General features: G+C 52.2%; 21 protein-coding genes. 10 read left to right on the top strand and 11 right to left on the bottom strand.

What is annotated here, in order from left to right; genetic code table 11:
- Positions 1-998 (bottom strand): methyltransferase (locus tag F7B33_RS00735; RefSeq protein WP_297072574.1); only part of this gene is annotated, 998 nt, incomplete at its 3' end.
- A 75-nt stretch (positions 999-1,073) separates the two neighbouring features.
- Between F7B33_RS00735 and trm14 the strand changes: the two genes are divergently transcribed.
- Together trm14 and F7B33_RS00725 are read left to right on the top strand one after the other, a co-directional pair.
- Positions 1,074-2,171, top strand: coding sequence for a tRNA (guanine(6)-N2)-methyltransferase (trm14, locus tag F7B33_RS00730; protein ID WP_297072572.1), 1,098 nt, complete (start codon positions 1,074-1,076; stop codon positions 2,169-2,171).
- Between the two features lie 48 nt (positions 2,172-2,219).
- A complete protein-coding gene (locus F7B33_RS00725; protein ID WP_297063208.1) occupies positions 2,220-2,612 on the top strand; it encodes a hypothetical protein in 393 nt (130 codons plus the stop codon).
- On the opposite strand, the gene F7B33_RS00720 is transcribed toward F7B33_RS00725, so the two are convergent.
- Complete coding sequence (locus tag F7B33_RS00720; RefSeq protein WP_297063206.1) at positions 2,609-3,286, bottom strand: fumarylacetoacetate hydrolase family protein; 678 nt, start codon at positions 3,284-3,286, stop codon at positions 2,609-2,611. The two genes, F7B33_RS00725 and F7B33_RS00720, sit on opposite strands and share 4 nt — an antisense overlap.
- Before the next feature lie 90 nt (positions 3,287-3,376).
- Here F7B33_RS00720 and F7B33_RS00715 point away from each other — a divergent pair, with 90 nt between their 5' ends.
- Positions 3,377-4,330: a hypothetical protein gene (locus F7B33_RS00715; protein ID WP_297072571.1), complete on the top strand. Its 954-nt coding sequence runs from the start codon at positions 3,377-3,379 to the stop codon at positions 4,328-4,330.
- On the opposite strand, the gene F7B33_RS00710 is transcribed toward F7B33_RS00715, so the two are convergent.
- A complete protein-coding gene (locus tag F7B33_RS00710) occupies positions 4,327-5,478 on the bottom strand; it encodes a tryptophan--tRNA ligase (RefSeq protein ID WP_297072569.1) in 1,152 nt (383 codons plus the stop codon). The genes F7B33_RS00715 and F7B33_RS00710 overlap by 4 nt on opposite strands.
- 137 nt (positions 5,479-5,615) lie before the next feature.
- On the opposite strand from F7B33_RS00710, the gene F7B33_RS00705 reads away from it, so the two are divergent.
- Both F7B33_RS00705 and F7B33_RS00700 read left to right on the top strand, forming a co-directional pair.
- Positions 5,616-6,461 carry a DMT family transporter gene (locus F7B33_RS00705; RefSeq protein ID WP_297072568.1) on the top strand — a complete coding sequence of 282 codons (846 nt, stop codon included), beginning with the start codon at positions 5,616-5,618 and terminating at the stop codon, positions 6,459-6,461.
- The gene (locus tag F7B33_RS00700) at positions 6,458-7,225 is read left to right on the top strand and encodes an MBL fold metallo-hydrolase (protein ID WP_297063197.1); all 768 of its coding nucleotides are present in this window, start codon (positions 6,458-6,460) and stop codon (positions 7,223-7,225) included. Before F7B33_RS00705 ends, F7B33_RS00700 begins: the two co-directional genes overlap by 4 nt.
- Here F7B33_RS00700 and F7B33_RS00695 read toward each other — a convergent pair.
- On the bottom strand, positions 7,222-8,631 hold the full coding sequence (locus F7B33_RS00695; protein WP_297063195.1) for a CoA-binding protein: 1,410 nt from the start codon (positions 8,629-8,631) through the stop codon (positions 7,222-7,224). The two genes, F7B33_RS00700 and F7B33_RS00695, sit on opposite strands and share 4 nt — an antisense overlap.
- A gap of 176 nt (positions 8,632-8,807) precedes the next feature.
- On the opposite strand from F7B33_RS00695, the gene F7B33_RS00690 reads away from it, so the two are divergent.
- From F7B33_RS00690 to F7B33_RS00680, 3 genes are read left to right on the top strand one after another with little or no spacing between them, the layout of a single operon-like run.
- Positions 8,808-9,383 carry a winged helix-turn-helix domain-containing protein gene (locus tag F7B33_RS00690; protein ID WP_297063193.1) on the top strand — a complete coding sequence of 192 codons (576 nt, stop codon included), beginning with the start codon at positions 8,808-8,810 and terminating at the stop codon, positions 9,381-9,383.
- Between the two features lie 5 nt (positions 9,384-9,388).
- A complete protein-coding gene (locus tag F7B33_RS00685) occupies positions 9,389-9,694 on the top strand; it encodes a DUF211 domain-containing protein (RefSeq protein ID WP_042692064.1) in 306 nt (101 codons plus the stop codon).
- Between the two features lies 1 nt (position 9,695).
- Positions 9,696-10,253: a winged helix-turn-helix domain-containing protein gene (locus F7B33_RS00680; protein WP_297072566.1), complete on the top strand. Its 558-nt coding sequence runs from the start codon at positions 9,696-9,698 to the stop codon at positions 10,251-10,253.
- On the opposite strand, the gene F7B33_RS00675 is transcribed toward F7B33_RS00680, so the two are convergent.
- From F7B33_RS00675 to F7B33_RS00650, 6 genes are all read right to left on the bottom strand, one after another.
- On the bottom strand, positions 10,250-11,692 hold the full coding sequence (locus F7B33_RS00675) for an NAD(P)H-hydrate dehydratase (protein ID WP_297072579.1): 1,443 nt from the start codon (positions 11,690-11,692) through the stop codon (positions 10,250-10,252). The genes F7B33_RS00680 and F7B33_RS00675 overlap by 4 nt on opposite strands.
- A gap of 47 nt (positions 11,693-11,739) precedes the next feature.
- On the bottom strand, positions 11,740-12,111 hold the full coding sequence (locus F7B33_RS00670) for a hypothetical protein (RefSeq protein WP_297072564.1): 372 nt from the start codon (positions 12,109-12,111) through the stop codon (positions 11,740-11,742).
- Positions 12,112-12,115: 4 nt separating this feature from the next.
- Entirely contained in the window at positions 12,116-12,658 is a 543-nt protein-coding gene (locus F7B33_RS00665; RefSeq protein WP_297072562.1) for a [protein ADP-ribosylglutamate] hydrolase, read from the bottom strand.
- The gene (locus tag F7B33_RS00660; RefSeq protein ID WP_297063186.1) at positions 12,651-13,634 is read right to left on the bottom strand and encodes a DUF835 domain-containing protein; all 984 of its coding nucleotides are present in this window, start codon (positions 13,632-13,634) and stop codon (positions 12,651-12,653) included. Before F7B33_RS00660 ends, F7B33_RS00665 begins: the two co-directional genes overlap by 8 nt.
- On the bottom strand, positions 13,621-14,895 hold the full coding sequence (locus F7B33_RS00655; RefSeq protein ID WP_297063184.1) for an amidohydrolase family protein: 1,275 nt from the start codon (positions 14,893-14,895) through the stop codon (positions 13,621-13,623). The genes F7B33_RS00660 and F7B33_RS00655 overlap by 14 nt, the downstream gene beginning before the upstream one ends.
- A gap of 91 nt (positions 14,896-14,986) precedes the next feature.
- A complete protein-coding gene (locus F7B33_RS00650) occupies positions 14,987-15,760 on the bottom strand; it encodes an S-methyl-5'-thioadenosine phosphorylase (RefSeq protein ID WP_297072577.1) in 774 nt (257 codons plus the stop codon).
- A gap of 115 nt (positions 15,761-15,875) precedes the next feature.
- On the opposite strand from F7B33_RS00650, the gene F7B33_RS00645 reads away from it, so the two are divergent.
- The gene (locus tag F7B33_RS00645; RefSeq protein ID WP_297072561.1) at positions 15,876-16,598 is read left to right on the top strand and encodes a proteasome assembly chaperone family protein; all 723 of its coding nucleotides are present in this window, start codon (positions 15,876-15,878) and stop codon (positions 16,596-16,598) included.
- Positions 16,599-16,607: 9 nt separating this feature from the next.
- The gene (locus F7B33_RS00640; protein WP_297072559.1) at positions 16,608-16,991 is read left to right on the top strand and encodes a DUF473 domain-containing protein; all 384 of its coding nucleotides are present in this window, start codon (positions 16,608-16,610) and stop codon (positions 16,989-16,991) included.
- On the opposite strand, the gene F7B33_RS00635 is transcribed toward F7B33_RS00640, so the two are convergent.
- On the bottom strand, positions 16,988-17,446 hold a 459-nt coding region (locus F7B33_RS00635), incomplete at its 5' end, for an endonuclease NucS domain-containing protein (RefSeq protein ID WP_297072557.1). The genes F7B33_RS00640 and F7B33_RS00635 overlap by 4 nt on opposite strands.

Raw genomic sequence — 17,446 nt, 5'->3', positions numbered from 1 at the left:
CCGGCGACGTTTCTCGTCTTCCTGTAAACGACTGGGTACAGGAGAACGAACAAGATGATATCGCCGAGTGGGGGCATCTTCCCCGCGTTGAAGTAGTAGCTGTCGTAAACGAAGAGAAAGAGCGGCGGAACAATCAGCCAGAGCCTTCCGCACGGAGCTAAAACCTCGATTGGGAAGGCAACGAAAACGGAGAAGGTGTAGAAGGCGAAGAGCAGGTAGGCTAGAAATATCAAGGCAACGGATGTTTGAACTTGAAAGCCGTGAAAGCTTCCCGCTTGAAGCTGAAGGAGCGGACTCGGCAGTGAGAGGGCCGAGGCAACTAAGAAACTCCTCCGTATTCCGTCCCCTCTGAAGCCGAAGTCAACCCTTGTTCCCAGGGATTTTGATATGAGAAGGACGAATCCGATGGTCAGGATGAGGAGAACGCCTGCCCGGATGAAGAACTCAACCGTGTAGCTATCAACGAAAAGCGCCTTGAGGCCGTAGAGGGTGAAATAGCCGAGGAGGAAAATTGAGAGAACCAGAAGAATTCTACCGGGACAGGACTCAGCCCTTGGCAGGAACCTGCCCCTCGTCTCCATAAGCTCCGCGTACTCCTCGCCCCAGTATTCTAAAAGCTCCCTCTCTTCAATCTCGGCGAGCCTCTCCCAGAGGGGAACCATGAGGAGCGAGGCAATCATCCCGGGAACGCTGGTGAAGAAGAGGGCAATTCCGAAGCCGAGGAACATGAAAGCCGAATAAAATGGATGCCTCACAAAGCGGTAGGGGCCGTCCTTGAGAAGCTTCCCAAAGTCCTCAAGTCTGTCGTGCTTTTTGGGAAAGAGTGAGTGGACGTAAACGGCCATCCCGCCGGAGACAAGTATGATTGCCAAACCTGTAAAGCGCATAAGCTCTCCGGCTGTGCCCGTTATGGCAGGATAATGGACTAACGCGGAGATAACCGGAATCGTCGAGAAAATCAGAAAGACGAGCCTCCTGAAGCGCCAGGAGTCCTCCATAGGGAAAAGTCCTCTTTTGGAATATTTAAGGCTTCCCTACCAAAGCCTTTTAAAATGGGTTGAAAAGCGCCAATCATGAGGCTTTTACTGACGACTTCAAAGGGTATTGAGGACTTAGCAAAAGCGGAAGTTGAGGCCCTGTTAGCGGAACTTGGAGTTCCTTTTCGAGTGGAGGAAAGGCCCCTCAGCGTTGAGGGGAGGGTTCTGGCAGAGGTAGGTGAGGCCTTCTACACCGATGAAAAGGGGCGGAAGAGGGAGCTGAGCGTTCCAACCTATCTGAAAGAGCGTTCAAGGCTCCTCCACAGAGTCATAGTTGAGATAGCGAGTGAACGCTTTGAGGGGATAGGCGAAGAAGAACCCGATGTGGCCCTGAGAAGAATCGAGGATTTCGTTTCAGAGCTCCCAACGGAGCGATTCGTGAAAGTAAGCGAGAGCTTTGCGGTCAGGTCTTTCAGAAAGGGCAAGCACAAAATAACGAGCGTTGATGTAGCCAAAACCGTTGGAAAGGCGATATTTGAGCGTTTAGAGCGGTTTGGGAAGCCAAAGGTAAACCTTGACCACCCGGCCGTGGTTTTTAGGGCAGAGCTAATCGGAGAGGTATTTCTCCTTGGGATAGATACCACCGGAGATTCCTCACTTCACAAGAGGCCGTGGCGCGTCTATGACCATCCGGCACACCTGAAGGCGAGCATAGCGAACGCGCTGATAGAGCTGGCCAATCCTGATGGAGGTCCCTTCATTGACCCGTTCTGCGGTTCCGGAACGATTCCAATAGAGCTTGCCCTTAGGGGCTACCCCGGAAGGATAATTTGCCTTGAGAAGTACAGGAAGCATTTGATGGGAGCCGAGATGAACGCCCTGAGCGCCGGAGTTTATAACAAGATAGAGTTCCTTCTAGGAGACGCCACAAGGCTTAGCGAATACGTTGATAAAGTGGACTTCGCGGTGAGTAATTTGCCTTACGGCCTCAAAATCGGGAGGAAAAGTATGATACCGAAGCTCTACATGGACTTCTTTTCCGAACTCGCGAAGGTTCTCGAAAAGCGCGGCGTCTTTATAACGACGGAGAAGAGGGCGATAGAGAAAGCTATGGAAGAGAACGGCTTCGAAATCGTCCATCATCGCTTAATCGGTCATGGCGGGCTGATGGTTCACACCTACGTGATAAAATGACACAAAAACTTTTTTAAGTTGTATTTCATGTATTTTTCTGATGATAGCATGAGGAAGCTCACAATGGTCGTTTTAATCCTCGAGTTGGTGGCTGTTATCGGCTTGAGCGTGAACTACTTCGTTTCTCACTACGGGAGCATAACCTACCAGTGGAAGACCAACCTTCGGAATTACAAAGAGTACCGGCTCATCGGAGACTCGACTCTAAACGGCTACGTGAAGGCCAACGGCGAGATAAGCGTGTATATCCTAACCAGAGGGGACTTTGAGAGACTGAAAAGGGGCAAGCCTGTTAAAGGCTACAGAACCTGGGAACATGTAAAGGCGGTCGAGTTTAATAACGTTAAAATCCCGGAGAGAGATTACCTCCTTGTCGTCAAAAACGAAGAAAAGGGCATGCAGTGGATTTCGGTCAAGCTCGTGGATAAGAGAGAAAACTAGCAAAGTATTGAGCCCTCGCTCAGAACGTCGAACTCGACCCTTCCTATGCCTTCTATCCACGCCTCAACTTTATCGCCGTGCCTGAGCGGACCTATTCCTGCCGGCGTTCCCGTGGCGATAATGTCCCCAGGTTCGAGCGTCATTATCGAGCTTATATATTCAATCAGCTCGGGAACCTTGAATATCATTTCGCTCGTTCTTCCGAGCTGTCTGAGCTGGCCGTTTACCTTCAGGCCAATCTCAAGGTCATCTATTCTGAGCTCCCTCCTATCAACGATTCTTGGCCCAACGGGTGCGAAGGTGTCGAAGCCCTTCGCTATCGCCCATGGGAGCCCCTTTTCCCTGGCCTCGGCCTGCAAATCCCTCGCTGTGATGTCGAGGAGTATGGTATAGCCGAGAACGTAATCCATAGCCTTTTCAGCCGGAACGCGCTTTGCGCGCTTCCCTATTATGACTGCCAGCTCGACCTCATGGTCCACTCGTTTGCTCATCCTCGGGAGGATTATGGGCTCTCCAGGACCAATTAAGGCCGAAGGGGGTTTCAGGAAGAAAACCGGTCTCTCAGGAACGTTACTTCCCATTTCCCTCGCGTGCTTGGCGTAGTTTTTAGCGAGGGCCACTATCTTGCTCGGGCGGAGCTCGTAATAGGTGTCGCGAAACGGTAGCCTGACCATGGAACCACCGTTCCTGGATTGGTAAGAACGGAATTAAACCTTCCCCTACGATGGGCAAAGGTAATAAGGAAGGACGCTAAGGAACAAAAGGTGGTTGTGTTGCAGAAGGTTCTTGTTAAGGAGAGAGGAACTATCGCAGTCCTTGCGGTTGTAATATTCGCCATATTCCTCATCTGGGTCGCCATCGGAATGCCGAGCTTCGTTCCAACGTGGTTCGCTCTTCTCTTTCTGGCCATGCCCGTTCTGTTCATCCTAATTGCCCTTGCAAAGGGAACGGGCATCTTCACTGACAACAAGAAGGTCTCGGCGCTCTTCGAGGGCTCTGAAGTCTCTGGGAGCGTAATCACGTTTCCTGAAGAGCTCGAATACGAGACCGGTAGGGTTCTACTTGAGGGCTACTGGGTAAGCACGGGGCGGAGCAGGAGCTACCGCGTGAAGAGGAAGTTTGAGGCAAGAGAACTGGGAAAAGGACTCTCCCTGGAGTTCTTTAACGAGAAGTTCAGGGTTCTTGTCCTAAAGGATGGAACAGGGACAGTAGAGGCCCCAGCTGTTAGAATCCTTGGCGAACCCTACAGGGACGTTCTGCTGATTTTTCTAACGGACGAAGGCGAAATTAAAGGAGAATCCACAATAAACCTGAGCAGAGGGGGAGACATAGCGAGGGTCACCTTCAGGGGGGAGGGAAAACAAATAGCCGGCACAGTTCAGTCCGGGCTCTCAAAGGCGAGAAAGGTGAGGATTAAAGTCGGCTCCGAAAAGGTCTGGAAGAAGATAGCGGAAGGGCAGAACTTCAACTTCGCGTTTTCGCCCCTCCCTGAGGAGAAGACTGTTATCTTTGCCAGCTATAGGACGGTAAGCCCGCTCTCGCTCATCAGGGGACTTTGGAAGGATTCAGTTGTTCTCGGCCACGGAACCTTTGGGCTAAAGGCGGTTTTAGACGTTCCGCTCGCGAGGGACGTCGTTGAAACGGCCAATTTTACCGTCGAGCTGGGAAATGGAGGGGAGGAAAAAGAGTCCGAGGAGGGCTGGGGCCTCTGGGATTAGCGGAGAGGTTCAGGAATGGCTTTATCCCACTGCTCCCTAGCTAGCTCACCGGTGTACTTGAACTTCTCGACCTTCTTTTCGGCCTCTTTGCGCTTCTTCTGGTGCCCCTTCAGGAACTCCTGAACCTTCTTGATGAGGTAGCGCTTGCATTCGCCACAGGTCAGCTCGCCGGCCTTACAGGCTCTATAGCGCTCCATGAGCTTCTTATCGTCGGGTTCAAAGAAAATCTCCAGCCACTTAAAGACGACGCACTTCTCCGGGTTTCCGCCCTTCTCGCGTTGCTCCTTAAGCGTTGGCTGGCCACCGGTTAAGGCGAACTTCCATATCTTTTTGCCCGCTTCTTCAGGGTCGTCGGTGAGGTAAACTGCAGTTTCCGGCTTGCTCGCGCTCATCTTCCCCTCAAGGCCCGTAAGGGGAGGAACGAACTTGCTGTGCAGAGCCGCCGTCTTGTAATAGCCTAAACTTTCCGCGAAGTCCCTCTGAAGTCTCCAATAGGGGTCTTGGTCTATGGCCGCTGGAATCAGACAACGCCTCTTCTCGAAGAAGGTTGGAGCGGCCTGTATAGCTGGGTAAAAAATCATGCCAATCTTGCTCTGCTCGTTGAAGCCGAAAACGGCCCTGGCCATCGAGAAGTTTATCTTCTTCGCTATGGGAAGGGCCATCTCGTATATCTTCGTAAACTCGCTGTCCTGGAAGATAAAGGTCTTATCCGGGTCGAAGCCAACCGCTATGATGTCGAGGATGTTTTCGTAGGCCCAGCGCTTGGTTTCCTCGAGGGTGAGGTCCTTGAAGAGGAACTTCTCATCGTCGGTTATCTGGATGTAGAGGTTAACATTAAACTTCTCCTGGAGCCATTTGGTCGCGTAAAAGGGAATGATGTGGCCTATGTGCATCGGTCCGCTCGGTCCCCGGCCGGTATAGAGAAAGAAGCCTCTCCCGTTCTCGTAATCCTCAAGGATTTTGTCGTAGTCCCTGTGAGAGAAGAAGAAGCGCCTCCTAAAGTAGATTGGGAGCTCACTACCTGTTAGCTTCGCGGTTTTTTCCAGTAGTTCGTCCGTCAAAGGGCTCGTTCCAAACTGCTCTATGAGCTTGTCGTAGTCCACCATGCCCTCAACGTCCCAAGGGGTAACTTTAAACTCCAATTCCAACACCTCCGTTTCCAGTGGAAATGAAACTCCGAACTAAGGCGGAGCAGAAGAGAGGTTCACCAGGGCCAAAAACGACCACCGCGCATGGGGAGTAAAAGGACGGGAAGGAATTTAAAGTTTTTGGAAGAGCCGATAACATGAACCGAGAAACCGAGGGAACGTTGCTGGCGTTCCTAGTTCTTACACTCCTCGGACTGGAACCCGTCATTATAAAATCCAATCCGGTCAATCCCCTGGCCTTTGCCTCGCTTTCGGCCATCTTTGCCTCTCTAATCCTCTGGCCCCTCCTGCTGATTTGTGGGCTTGTGGAAGAAATCCGGAAAAGCCCGGGGGAGCTGAAGAAGGCTTTCCTCACCGGCCTCTTCGCTACTGCTATAGCTTATTCACTCTTTTCCTACGGAACCCGGATGAGCACGGCGATAAACTCCGCAATACTAACGCGTTTCGAGGTCTTCTACTCCTTCCTGCTCTCTTGGCTCCTTCTGAAGGAGAGGATTACCGGAAGGACCGTTATCTCAGCTGTGGCCCTAATCGGGGGCGTTTTTCTCGTCGTTGCACAGGGAAAAAGGCTGGAACTCCTGAAGGGAGATGTCTTGCTTCTTCTGACACCTCTCTTTTGGCAACTTGGACATTCCATAGCGAAAAGAACCGCCTATTCACCACTGACGATAGCGACGCTGAGGAACACCTTTGGGGGGCTTGTCCTTCTCGTTCCTGCCCTTTTGGCTGGCTTCGCATTCACAAAACTGGCCCTCGCGGAAGGGGTTGTAATAGCCCTGACCCAGAGCCTCTGGTATTCGGCGATAGCGAGAATCAACCTCTCCAAGGCCACCGCCATACTGACTCCCGCTCCGGCTTTAACCGTTCTCATCTCCACCCTGTTCCTCGGCGAGGGCTTTACTCCCTACCATCTGGCCGGCCTAACCTTAATAACCGCTGGAACAATCATTTTGAGCGGTGAAAAGAGCGGGGTGAGGGAATGAAGGTGGTAATCCTCGGCTCCGGTTCATACAGCGGGACGCCGAAACCCCTCTGCAACTGCGAGAACTGCTCAAGGGCCAGGATTAACCCGACCTTGAGGAGGACGAGGTTCTCGCTGTATTTTGAAAAGACGCTGGTTGACCCGAGTCCAGACCTGCACTACCACCTAGAGCGCTTAAACAGGAAAATTGAGAGGGTCCTCATAACCCACGGCCACTTTGACCACGTCTTTGGATTGCCTGAGCTTCAGGTTTTCAGGGAGGTTGAGTTCCACTCAAACGGTGAGACCCTCGAAGTTGCAAAAAGCCTCTCAAGGCTGGCCTTTGGGAGCGAAAGCCCGGAGGGATATGAATGGAACTACAACGAACTGAAATTCTGGGAAGAGGCCAAGGTAGGAAAGATGAGACTCGTTCACTTTCCGGTTGTTCACACCGTAAAGGCCGGGGGCTTCGTCATCTGGGTTGGGGGAAAGAAGATAGCGATAACGGGAGATACAGGACCCGAAATCCTGAGAGATGAAAAGGTCCTAAAGCTGATGGAAGGGGCAGACTTGCTCATAGCGGAGATGACCCACAGAAAAGCCATTCCCGGCTCTCACCTTGGCGTTGAGGAGGCAATAGAGCTCGCGAAGAAGGTTGGGGCCGGTTACACTGTCTTCGCCCACGTAAGCCACAGCAACTACCCACACGAGGTGCTGGAAAAGAGGTTGAGGGAGGCAAAAATAGAGGGGGAAGTCGCGAGGGACTTCACGTGGGTTGAGGTCTAGAGCTTCCCGTTTTCCTTCAGCCACTCGCCGTACTTGACGAGGGCATAGACAGCGTCGACAGCATCCTCAGTGGTCTCGTAGACAGGGATGCCCTTCATCTCGATGTTCCTGGCCATCTTGTGCGGGTAATCTCCACCCGGGGCGACGAAGACAATCGGCTTGCCGTAGGTCTTCATCCTCTCCATGGCATCTATTATGCCCTCGTCCAAAGCCGGGCTCTGGAAGAGTGCTATGACGACTAGAACGTCAACGTTCTCATCCTCCAAGGCGTAGCGCATCGCTATCTCATACCTGCTCGAAGGGGCATCACCTATGACGTCAATCGGGTTCCTGTAGGCCATGTGCTCGGGCAGTTTTCCGGCCTCGATGTCCCTCTTAAACTTCCCTATGGTTTCCTCGCTCAGCTCGGCAAGCTTAAGACCCCTTTCAAGCAGCCCATCGCTCATCATGACTCCGGCTCCGCCACCGTTGGTAACTATGGCAACGCGGTTGCCCTTGGCCGGTTGCTGAAGGGCCAATGCTTTGGCGTAGTTGAAGAGCTGTCTCATTGTCTTTGCCTCAAGAACACCGCTCTGCTCGAAAGCGGCCCTGTAAATAGCGTAGGAACCCGCTAGGGAACCGGTGTGGGAGGCAGCCGCTTTAGCCCCTGCCTCGGTTCTTCCGCTCTTGAGTACGACGACGGGCTTCTTCAGGGTGACGTTCTTAGCTGTCTCGAGGAACTTCCTTCCGTCCTTAACGCCCTCGATGTAGCCAGTGATGACCCCTGTCTTTGAATCCTCACCGAGGTAGGCCATGAAGTCGCTCTCATCGAGGTCAGCCATGTTTCCGAGGCTTATGAACTTGCTCATTCCTATTTTCTCCCTCGCCGCCCAGTCGAGGATTGCTGCACCAAAGGCACCGCTCTGGCTCATGAAGGCGACCTTTCCGAAGGGCGGTCTCGCCTGCCTCTCCGGTGGGTTGAAGTTACAGTCGAAGCCGTTCTCGAGGTTAGTAACACCGAGGCAGTTGGGGCCGACGACGCGAATTCCCCACTTCTTGGCCCTCTTCACGAGCTCCTCCTCGAGGTCGGCCCTTCCAGCCTCCTTAAAGCCGGCCGAGATAACTATAGCGCCCTTAACGCCCTTCTCACCGCACTCGTCTATAACATCCGGCACGAACTTGGCCGGAACGGCTATAACAGCAACGTCAATCTCGTCGGGTATGTCACTAATGCTCCTGTATACCTTGAACTTCTTGCCGTTTACCTCTATTTCCCCACCTTTAACATTCACGGCATAGACCTTTCCGTTAAAGCGGAGCGTCATGGAGCGCATTATAGCGTTTCCAACCTTTCCGGGAACGTGGGAAGCACCTATAACAGCCACGCTCTTCGGATAAAACAGGAAGTCCAGCTGCGGAGTCTCCACGATAACCACCTCCGAAGGTTTTTCGGTCTGAGCTATTTAAGGCTTCCGTGGATGGACGTTTTATCCATAGGCTTTAAAAGCAAAGAACTTTACATATATAAAGATACCGGAAAGGAAAAGGTTAAAACGCCTGAGCGTTTAAAGAAACGTTAGAGCGTTAAGACTGGGTGGTCATGATGTCTAAGGTGAAGGTAATAACCGACCCAGAGGTCATAAAGCTGATGCTAGAGGACACGAGGAGAAAAATATTAGCCCTCCTCAGGAACAGGGAGATGACGATTTCACAGCTCAGCGAGATTCTCGGAAAAACTCCACAGACAATATACCACCACATCGAAAAGCTCAAGGAGGCAGGACTAGTAGAGGTCAAGAGGACCGAGATGAAGGGAAATTTAGTTGAGAAGTACTACGGAAGGACTGCCGATGCCTTCTATATCAACCTCTACCTTGGCGATGAGGAGTTGAGGTATTTCGTCCGCTCAAAGCTCAAAACCAAGCTCGACATTTTCAAAGCCCTCGGCTACGAGTTCGAGGAGGGCGAGCTCCTCAACGTAATGGACGAGCTCCTGAAGAAGGAGCACGAATTCAAGACGGAGATTTCAGAGGAAATCGAGGCAAACGAAGACAGTCTTAAGGAGTTCTCCAATGAGGACATAATCCACGCAATCGACTGGCTAGCGATGGCCAGAATGGGACGCGACGAGGAGAGCATAGAACTGCTTAAAAAGCTGGGAGAACTTCTGAAGAAGTGATTGTTATGGCAAGGGGAATAAGGCTTCTCGTCCTTGACGTTTTAAAGCCTCACCAGCCGATAGTTACTGAGCTTGCACTGGGACTGAGCGAGCTCGAAGGTGTTGAAGGCGTCAACATAACCCTCGTTGAGATTGACAAGGAAACCGAGAACGTCAAGATAACGATAATGGGCGACGACCTGGACTACGACGAGATAGTCAGGACAATCGAAGAATTTGGGGGAGTCGTGCACAGTATAGATATGGTGGCGGCAGGAAGAAGAATCGTTGAGGAAGAGGAGACACCCCAGGATAAATTGGAGGAGTACTAAAGTGAGAGAAGTCATTATAATCACCCAGCCCGAAAGGGTAAAGATTCTATCCGACGAAACGAGGTTTAAAATCCTCCAGCTCCTCAGGCAGAGGCCGATGACAATATGGGAGCTCAGCATGGCAATAAGAAAAGACAGGACGACAATCTACCGCCATATCAAGACCCTTGAAAATGCAGGTTTTGTAGAGGAACTCAGAAGCGAGGGCAACGAGAAGCTCTACGGCAGGACTGCGAGGCTCTTCCTCATAAAAGTCGAACCCCATGAGAGCATCGAGAACTTTCGGCAGGCATACCTCCAAGTGGAGGCAGAGAGGCTCGTGGAGATTCTGGAAAAGGCCGGGATAAAAATCAAAGACATGGAACGCCTGAAAAAGCTCATAAAGGACATACTCAACGAAATAGAGGTAAACTCACAGCCAGTTATAAGAAAAATCTCAGAAGCAAACATCGAGATGAGCGAAATAGAACTCTTCCACTTCCTCAACATGCTCGTTTTCCTTCAGAGTTGCGAACTCTGCGAAAAGGCGGAAAAGGTTAGGGAGCTGATAGAAATCTAAAATTCCTCCACCCATTTTACCGCTTTTGGGATTCTCCTTATAATCTCAAGTGCGGTGAAATTTTCGCCGAGCTCCTCCTTTGTAAGGTCTCCAGCGAGTCCGTTCAGGAAAGCCCCGACCGACGCTGAACGGAGAGGTTCGTTTCCAAGGGCCAGCAACGCCCCCACGAGACCCGCCAAAACGTCCCCGGTTCCACCGGTTGTCATGCCCCTGTTTCCTGTTCTGTTATACTTCCAGGTCTTTCCATCGCTTATCACGTCGTAGGGCCCCTTAAGGAGAACCACACCGCCGATTTCACCAGCTTTTGCCCTGACGAGTTCAGCACGCTCCAAAAGGCTCTCCGGCGGTTTAACGCCGAAGAGAACCTTGAACTCACCGGCGTGGGGTGTTAAAACGAAGGTCTTGTCCCTTAGGATGTCCAAATCCCCAGCTACTGCCTTAATACCGTCGGCATCTATCACTATCGGCCCCTCACAGCGCCTCACAAACTCCCTGACGAGCTCCTTTGTTTCATCTTCAAGGCCTATTCCAGGGCCAATCACAACGGCATCGGCCTTTTCAGCAAGCTCAAGAAGGCCGTCGAGGTGTTCAATCGAGAAGTTTTCCCCGCTAAAAGGCCGTAGAATCAAATCGGGGTCCGTAATTTTCCCGGCAGGTGCTGAGGGCATTGCCAGATAAACCAAATCAACTAGGTAGGAAGCGGCTTTGGAAGCCAAGTATGGGGCACCGTAGTAGTTTTCGCTTCCACCTATAACGAGGAGCTTACCGTTCTGGCCCTTGTGCTGGCCCCTCTTCCTGAGCGCGAACTTGGCATCGCCGGGCCCGACGAGGTGGTAAAGCTCCCGTGGGTAGCCTATCTTAACCACAACGCGCTCAAAGCCTTCGTATTCCTCCTTGTCCCACTGGAATGTAACCGCGAAGTCCGCTTTAACGCGGATTTGAGATGGATAACCACTCGGGAGGTCTACGCTGACTATTCTCGCTTTTCCAGCGTACTCGTTTATCTTTTCTATCGCCGAGCGTATCGGCTCCCGCGGTTCACCCTTGGTTCCGGCCCCGAGGAGTGCATCAACTATAACGTCGTAACCGCTGAGGTCGAGGTTCCTGATGTAGGCCGAGTCCTTGAGGACTTTGATTTCGACGAAATCGAGCCTCTTCAGTATTCCCCAGTTGTGTCTCGCTTCCTCGCTCCTTATCTTGGCCTCATCACCTACTAGGAAAAGAGTTACATCGTTATCGAAGCTCAGGTGCCTTGCCGTCACAAAGCCGTCTCCGCCGTTGTTCCCAGTTCCGGAGAAGACTGCTATTTTGAGGCCATTGCCAAAGCGCTCCTCTATCGTCTTGGCAACACCAGAGCCGGCGTTCTCCATGAGCTGGAACGGTGAAATGCCGAGCCACTTCGCGTTGATGTCCCAGATGTAAACGTCCTCGATGCGCATGCTATCACCGGTGAAAGTTAAAGCGAAGGCAGTAAAAACCCATCGCCTCATCTGGACCTCATAAGCCAAAGCAGAAAAAGTATGGAACCGTACCAGAGAAAAACCAAGAGAAGAAAAGACATCATTTCGGCATAAGCTCTCGAAAGAGACACCAAAGCGTAGGGGAACTCAAGAAAAATCGCAAGAAAAACGTAGATTTTCAAAAGGTGCCTCGAAAATGACCTGTCAACAAACACCACAAGAACGAGCTCCAAGAGGGCCATAAAAGCAATGTAGCCAATCCAGAGCTTCATGGACACAGCCTCAAAGACGGGAAAGTTGTACATAAAAACCAAATAGAGAGGATACGAAAAGGAAAAGAGCCTGAGAAAGAGCCTTACAGACAGGATAAGCCGGAGGTAATAGCTCAACTCCTCCATGAGTCTATCTCCCGAGAACTTTGAGGGCCTCTCGGTATGAGTCCTCAGAGTAGAGCACCAGATAAACTCTCTCGACGCTCCTTGCTTCCTTTGAAAACTCCTCGACGGTCTTCTTAAACGTCCTCACTACTTCCCCAAGAGGACAGCCGTAGATGCCGGCACTTATAGCCGGGAAGGCTATACTTTTAACTCCAAGCTCCTCCGCCTTTCTGAGCGCGCCAAGGATTGCCCTTTTCAGTTTCTCCCGTTTGTCCTCGTCCCAGCGTCCACCGCAGTAGGGGCCAACCGTGTGGATAACGTACCTGATTCCGTACTTTTCGAGCCTCAAAGCGGGCGTAACCACGACCTCGCCGTGCTCTATCGAGTTCTTTCCGAGCTGTTCCCTCAGGGCTTCCTTGCTTATTTGAATGTACTCGGCAACGTTTCCAGAGGCCGCTTTCGCTATCGCGTAGGCAACGCCACCGCCGTGCTCAAGATAGCGGTTTGCCGCGTTCACTATGGCCTCTGCAGGAAAGCGGGTTATGTCGCCCCTAACGACCTCAAGCATTGCCCTCACCGATGATGTTCTTCAAGAGCGTCCTTTCGCGCTCAGAGAGGAAATCATCGCTCCCAACGATAAAAACCGTCGCATCATTCATCAAAGAATAGTCCCTCAGGGAGGAGAGGAACTTCAAAACGCTGGGAAGGCCGTTCTCAAGGACGAGGTAGTCGAGGCCATCAATGACAACGATTGGCTTTTTCCCCGCACTTTTTGCTTCCTTCATGAACTTAACCGACATGTCAAGGATTTTCGGAAGGTTTGTCGGCGAAATTGCCCGCTCATCGCGAACGTTTGTTATCCAGAACCAGTTAGGAGAATCACGCGGGGTTCTGGAGAAGACGAGAGCCGATGAGAGAACGTTCTCTGGAAGGGAAGATACGAGAAAAAGACCGGGCTTTTCATCAAGACCAACGTCCTTGATTGAGCCGATTGAGAAGTCCCCAACGAAAGACGTTCTCAGAAAGGTTTTAACTGACTCGAAGGCAAGGACAACACCGAGAAAAGCCGGAACGATTCTGAACCTGAAGAAGGGAACCAATCCGGAAAGGGCCACGACAATTCCGAGGAAGCCCTGAAGAAAGGACATGGGCAGTAGCGTTTTTCCCCCATAAAACCCAGTGAGAAAGGCTGAGAGAGCAATCCACAGGCCGAGAAGGACGTAGGCAGAAGTTTCGTGTTCCGGATAGAACAGAAAAACGATGAGCACAGGGACTATTGAGAGATAAACTAGGCTCCGGGCTGTTTCGTTGTCCAGAGTGAGCTCCCTGATGGCTTCAACATTACCCGCCCAGAGAAAAGCCGAGAAAAAGGCCAGGCCTACGATATGAACCGCCCGGTCAGAGGAGAATACAGGAACCGATAGGCTCAGCCAGGCAAGTGAGTAATAGAGGAGCGCCTTCCGGCCAGTAAGGTGGTGGTTGTAGAAGAGAATAACGTAGGAGATGAGAAGCGCAACGCCGAGTACAAGGTCAAGATAGTTCACGCGTCACCTCCTCCGCTTTGCTCAGTATTTTCTCCTCGTCCAGCGTAAGAACTTCGCGGTCGAGCATTAAAACCTTTCCGTCAACTATCGTCGTCTCGACGTCGTTGCCGTTGGCCGAGTAAACGATGTGACTTATGATGTCGTTAATGGGCCTCAGGTGGGGTTTGTTGAAGTCAAAAACCACTACATCGGCCAGATAGCCGGGCTTTATAACGCCGGCGTTGAGGCGAAGCGCTTTGGCACCGTTGAGCGTGGCCATTTTAAAGACTGTCCTCGCGTCCGCCACCGTCGGGTCGAGGTTGTGAACCTTGTGGAGTAAAGCGGCAAGCTTCATCTCCTCGACCATGTCGAGGTTATTGTTGCTGGCGCTCCCGTCAGTTCCCAGGCCGACGTTAACTCCAGCGTTTAAGAGCTTTTGGAGGGGCATGACACCGCTCGCGAGCTTCATGTTGCTCCCGGGGTTGTGAGCCACGGTAACGCCGTTCCTCGCGAGTATCTGCACGTCCCTGCTGTCCAGCCAGACGCCGTGGGCTATTATCACGTCGCTTCCAAAGAACCCTATCTCGTCGAGCAAAACAACTGGGCTTTTCCCGTAGCGCTCCTGAATCTTACCGAGCTCAGCCATCGTCTCGCTCACGTGTATGGTTATCAGTTTACTGTGCTCATTCGCGAGCCTTCTAACCTCCTTCAGAAGGGCTATCGAGCAGGTGTATGGCGCGTGAGGTCCGAAGACGAAGTGAACCCTTTCCGAGTTGAGGCCTTCTATTGCTTCCATCTCCCTGAGCGCTTCCTTGAGTTCCTTCTCGGTTCTATCGGGGTCGCCAAGGTCTATCATGCCGTAGCTTAGGTAGCCCCTTAGGCCCGAATCGAGAACGGCCTCAGCAACGGCGTCCATCTGGAAGTACATATCGAGGAAAGTCGTCGTACCAGTCTTAATCATCTCAAGCGCACCGAGGTAAGCGCCGGCCTTTATGTGCTCCCTTGTCAGCTTGGCCTCCCTCGGCCAGATGTGCTTTTCCAGCCACTCCATGAGGGGCAAATCGTCGGCCAAACCGCGGAAGAGGCCCATAGGCGAATGCGTGTGAAGGTTCACGAAGCCCGGGGAAACGACTTTACCCGTTGCGTCTATGACCGTCTCGGAGGACTCGTTGATGCCCTTCTTGACCTCGACGATTCTGTTTCCTTCAATCAGAACGTCGGCCTTAACGACCTCCAGGTTCTCGCCGTAGATGACGTAACCGTTCCTGATGAGAATGCTCACTCCACCCACCCCCTTTTAAAGGGGTGTGTTTACTGGAAGGGTTAAAAAGGTTTCACCGATTAAAACCAAGAAGGGAGAAGCCCAGAAAAGCTCACACGAACATCGTCTTAAGTACATCAGCACAGCCACACTTCCTCTCCTCAGGAATACGCGGAATGGCCTTTTTGAGGAGCTCCTGAACCTTGTAGTTGTTCTCGGCCATGACCTTGAGCACTTCCTGGGCATCAACCGGCTTCTCGGCCCAGACGTCGTAGTCTGTAACCGTTGCGATGTTAACGTAGCACATTCCAAGCTCGCGAGCAAGGTTTATCTCCGGGACGAGGGTCATGCCTATTATGTGGGCGTACTGCCTGAACATGAAGCTCTCTGCCCTCGTAGAAAAACGCGGGCCTTCAATGCAGACGTAAGTGCCCTTCCCGTGGACGGGGAAGCCGAGCTCTTTGGCAGTCTCGTAGAATATTCTCCTCATCTCCGGGCAGAAGGGGTCGGCCATCGAGACGTGAGCTACCCTGGGCCCGTTGTAGAAGGTGTATTCTCTCTTTTTGGTGAAGTCTATGAACTGGTCGGTTATGACGATGTCGCCCGGCTTGTACTCCTCCCGGAGGGAACCTACTGCGGTAACACCTATAACCCTCTCAACACCAAGCTCCTTCAACGCCCAAATGTTCGCCCTGTAGGGAACTTCATGCGGTGGAAACTCGTGGTGCTTGCCGTGTCTTGGTATAAAGGCCACCTTCACACCTCCGATTTCGCCTATTTCCACTGGAGCGGAAGGCCTGCCGTAGGGTGTGTGAACCTTAACGGTCTCCTTCGGCTCGAAGACGCCATAAACCCCGGAACCGCCTATGATGCCTATCCTTGGCATGGTCATCACCATGTTAACTGCTCGCTCCACTCATATAAGGGTTGCCGTTCCAGTGGAAATAAAGGGCGGAAACTTTAATAACCTTCGGGAACTAAATACTCCTGGAGGTGAGGGCATGGAAAAGCCAGTAAAGCTTATCCTGCCGGAGATAAAGAACCCGATACTCATCGAAGGTTACCCCGGAATAGGACTGGTCGGCCATATAGTCGGTAACTTCCTGGCCAAAGAACTCGGAATGGAGATGATAGGCTACGTTGAAAGCCCCTTCATACCGCCAATGAGCATAGTTCTCGAAGGAAAGCCCAATCCACCACTCCGCTTCTACGGTAAGGACAACATAATAGTCGCTGTCGCTGACATCTACGTCCCGCCGACGCTTGTGAACGAGATAGCGAAGGAACTCGCTAGTTACCTCAGCGACATGAACGCCCAGAAGGTCATTTCCATAGGGGGCATAGGCATAGGATTCTTTAAGGAGAAGATGGAAGTCTGGGGTGTTGGAGCGAGGGAAGAGCTCAACAAAGAACTTGAGGAAGCGGGAGCGAAGATACTCCAGTACGGCTCGATTATGGGAATGAGCGGGAAGCTCCTCTGGGAGGCTGGAAAGAAGGGCCTCAACGCATACGTTCTGCTCGGGGAAACTTTTGGTGACAGACCAGACCCAAGGGCGGCCGCTAACGTCATAGATGTCCTGAAGAAGCTAGCACCTATAGACGTTTCAACGGAACCGCTCATCAAGGAGGCGGAGATGATAGAGGAACAGCTCAGGAAGATGCACGAACAGATGGAGCAGGCGAGAAAGAAGGAGATGAAGCAGTACGAGAGCATCTACCTGTGAGGTGAGAGCATGGAGGCAGTAATCCTCTCGGGAATGGCGAGACGCGTTCTGGATGAGCTCCTCAGGAACCCCTACAGAACGATTGAACTGAGGAGCGCGAGGAACGTTCTGGCCATTGAAGAGGCCCTCAACGAGGCCCTCAAGCTCTTCCTGACATACGACCCATTCGAGGACGTTTCAGCCGGAACCGAAGGCCTCTTAGCTGAACTGCTTGAGGCCAAGGAAATAGACACGAGGGTTCCCTGGGAGGAAAGCGACGAGAGGGAAATAACAGTCTGCAGGGCAAGGGTAAAGCTCATAGGTCTCGGCAGGGTCGTCGAGGTCGAGAGAAGGGATGGAATCCTTGTGGCCAGAGTTAGGGAGCTCTTCCCCCACGAGATGAGCATGGGCTAAAAGAGTCTGAGCTGTTTTCCCTTAGAATTCTTGCCTCTTTTCGGGGGTTCCAGCTTTCTAAACTCCAGTCCCTCCTTTTCCAGGAGCTTTTTAGCCCCAGAAGTAAGGGAAGGTGCAACGAGGATTCCCCGGACGTTTTCGTGCTCCTCCTTAAGTGTTTCAACATAGCGCTTGAGCTGACTTACCGCGTGTAAATCCGCCCTCCTGCGCTTCAGCTCGAGGACGACGATGTTCCCCTCCCTATCGACGCCCAGAACGTCAACTATGCCGTGCCGTATTGGCTTCTCGCGGTAGAGGGGCTTGAAGCCAGGTTCGATTAACTCGGGGTTCTCGAAGATTAACTCGGCCATCTCTGCCTCGCTTCCAGTCAAGGCCAGCTCCGCGTAGTCCTCGGCGTGGAAAACGGTGATGAGATAGACCTCGTCGAGCTCGACTTCCAAAGTTTCCCTCGGCTT

The sequence above is a fragment of the Thermococcus sp. genome, from assembly GCF_015523185.1.
GTDB lineage: Archaea > Methanobacteriota_B > Thermococci > Thermococcales > Thermococcaceae > Thermococcus.
This window is presented reverse-complemented; position numbering and strand designations above follow the sequence as displayed.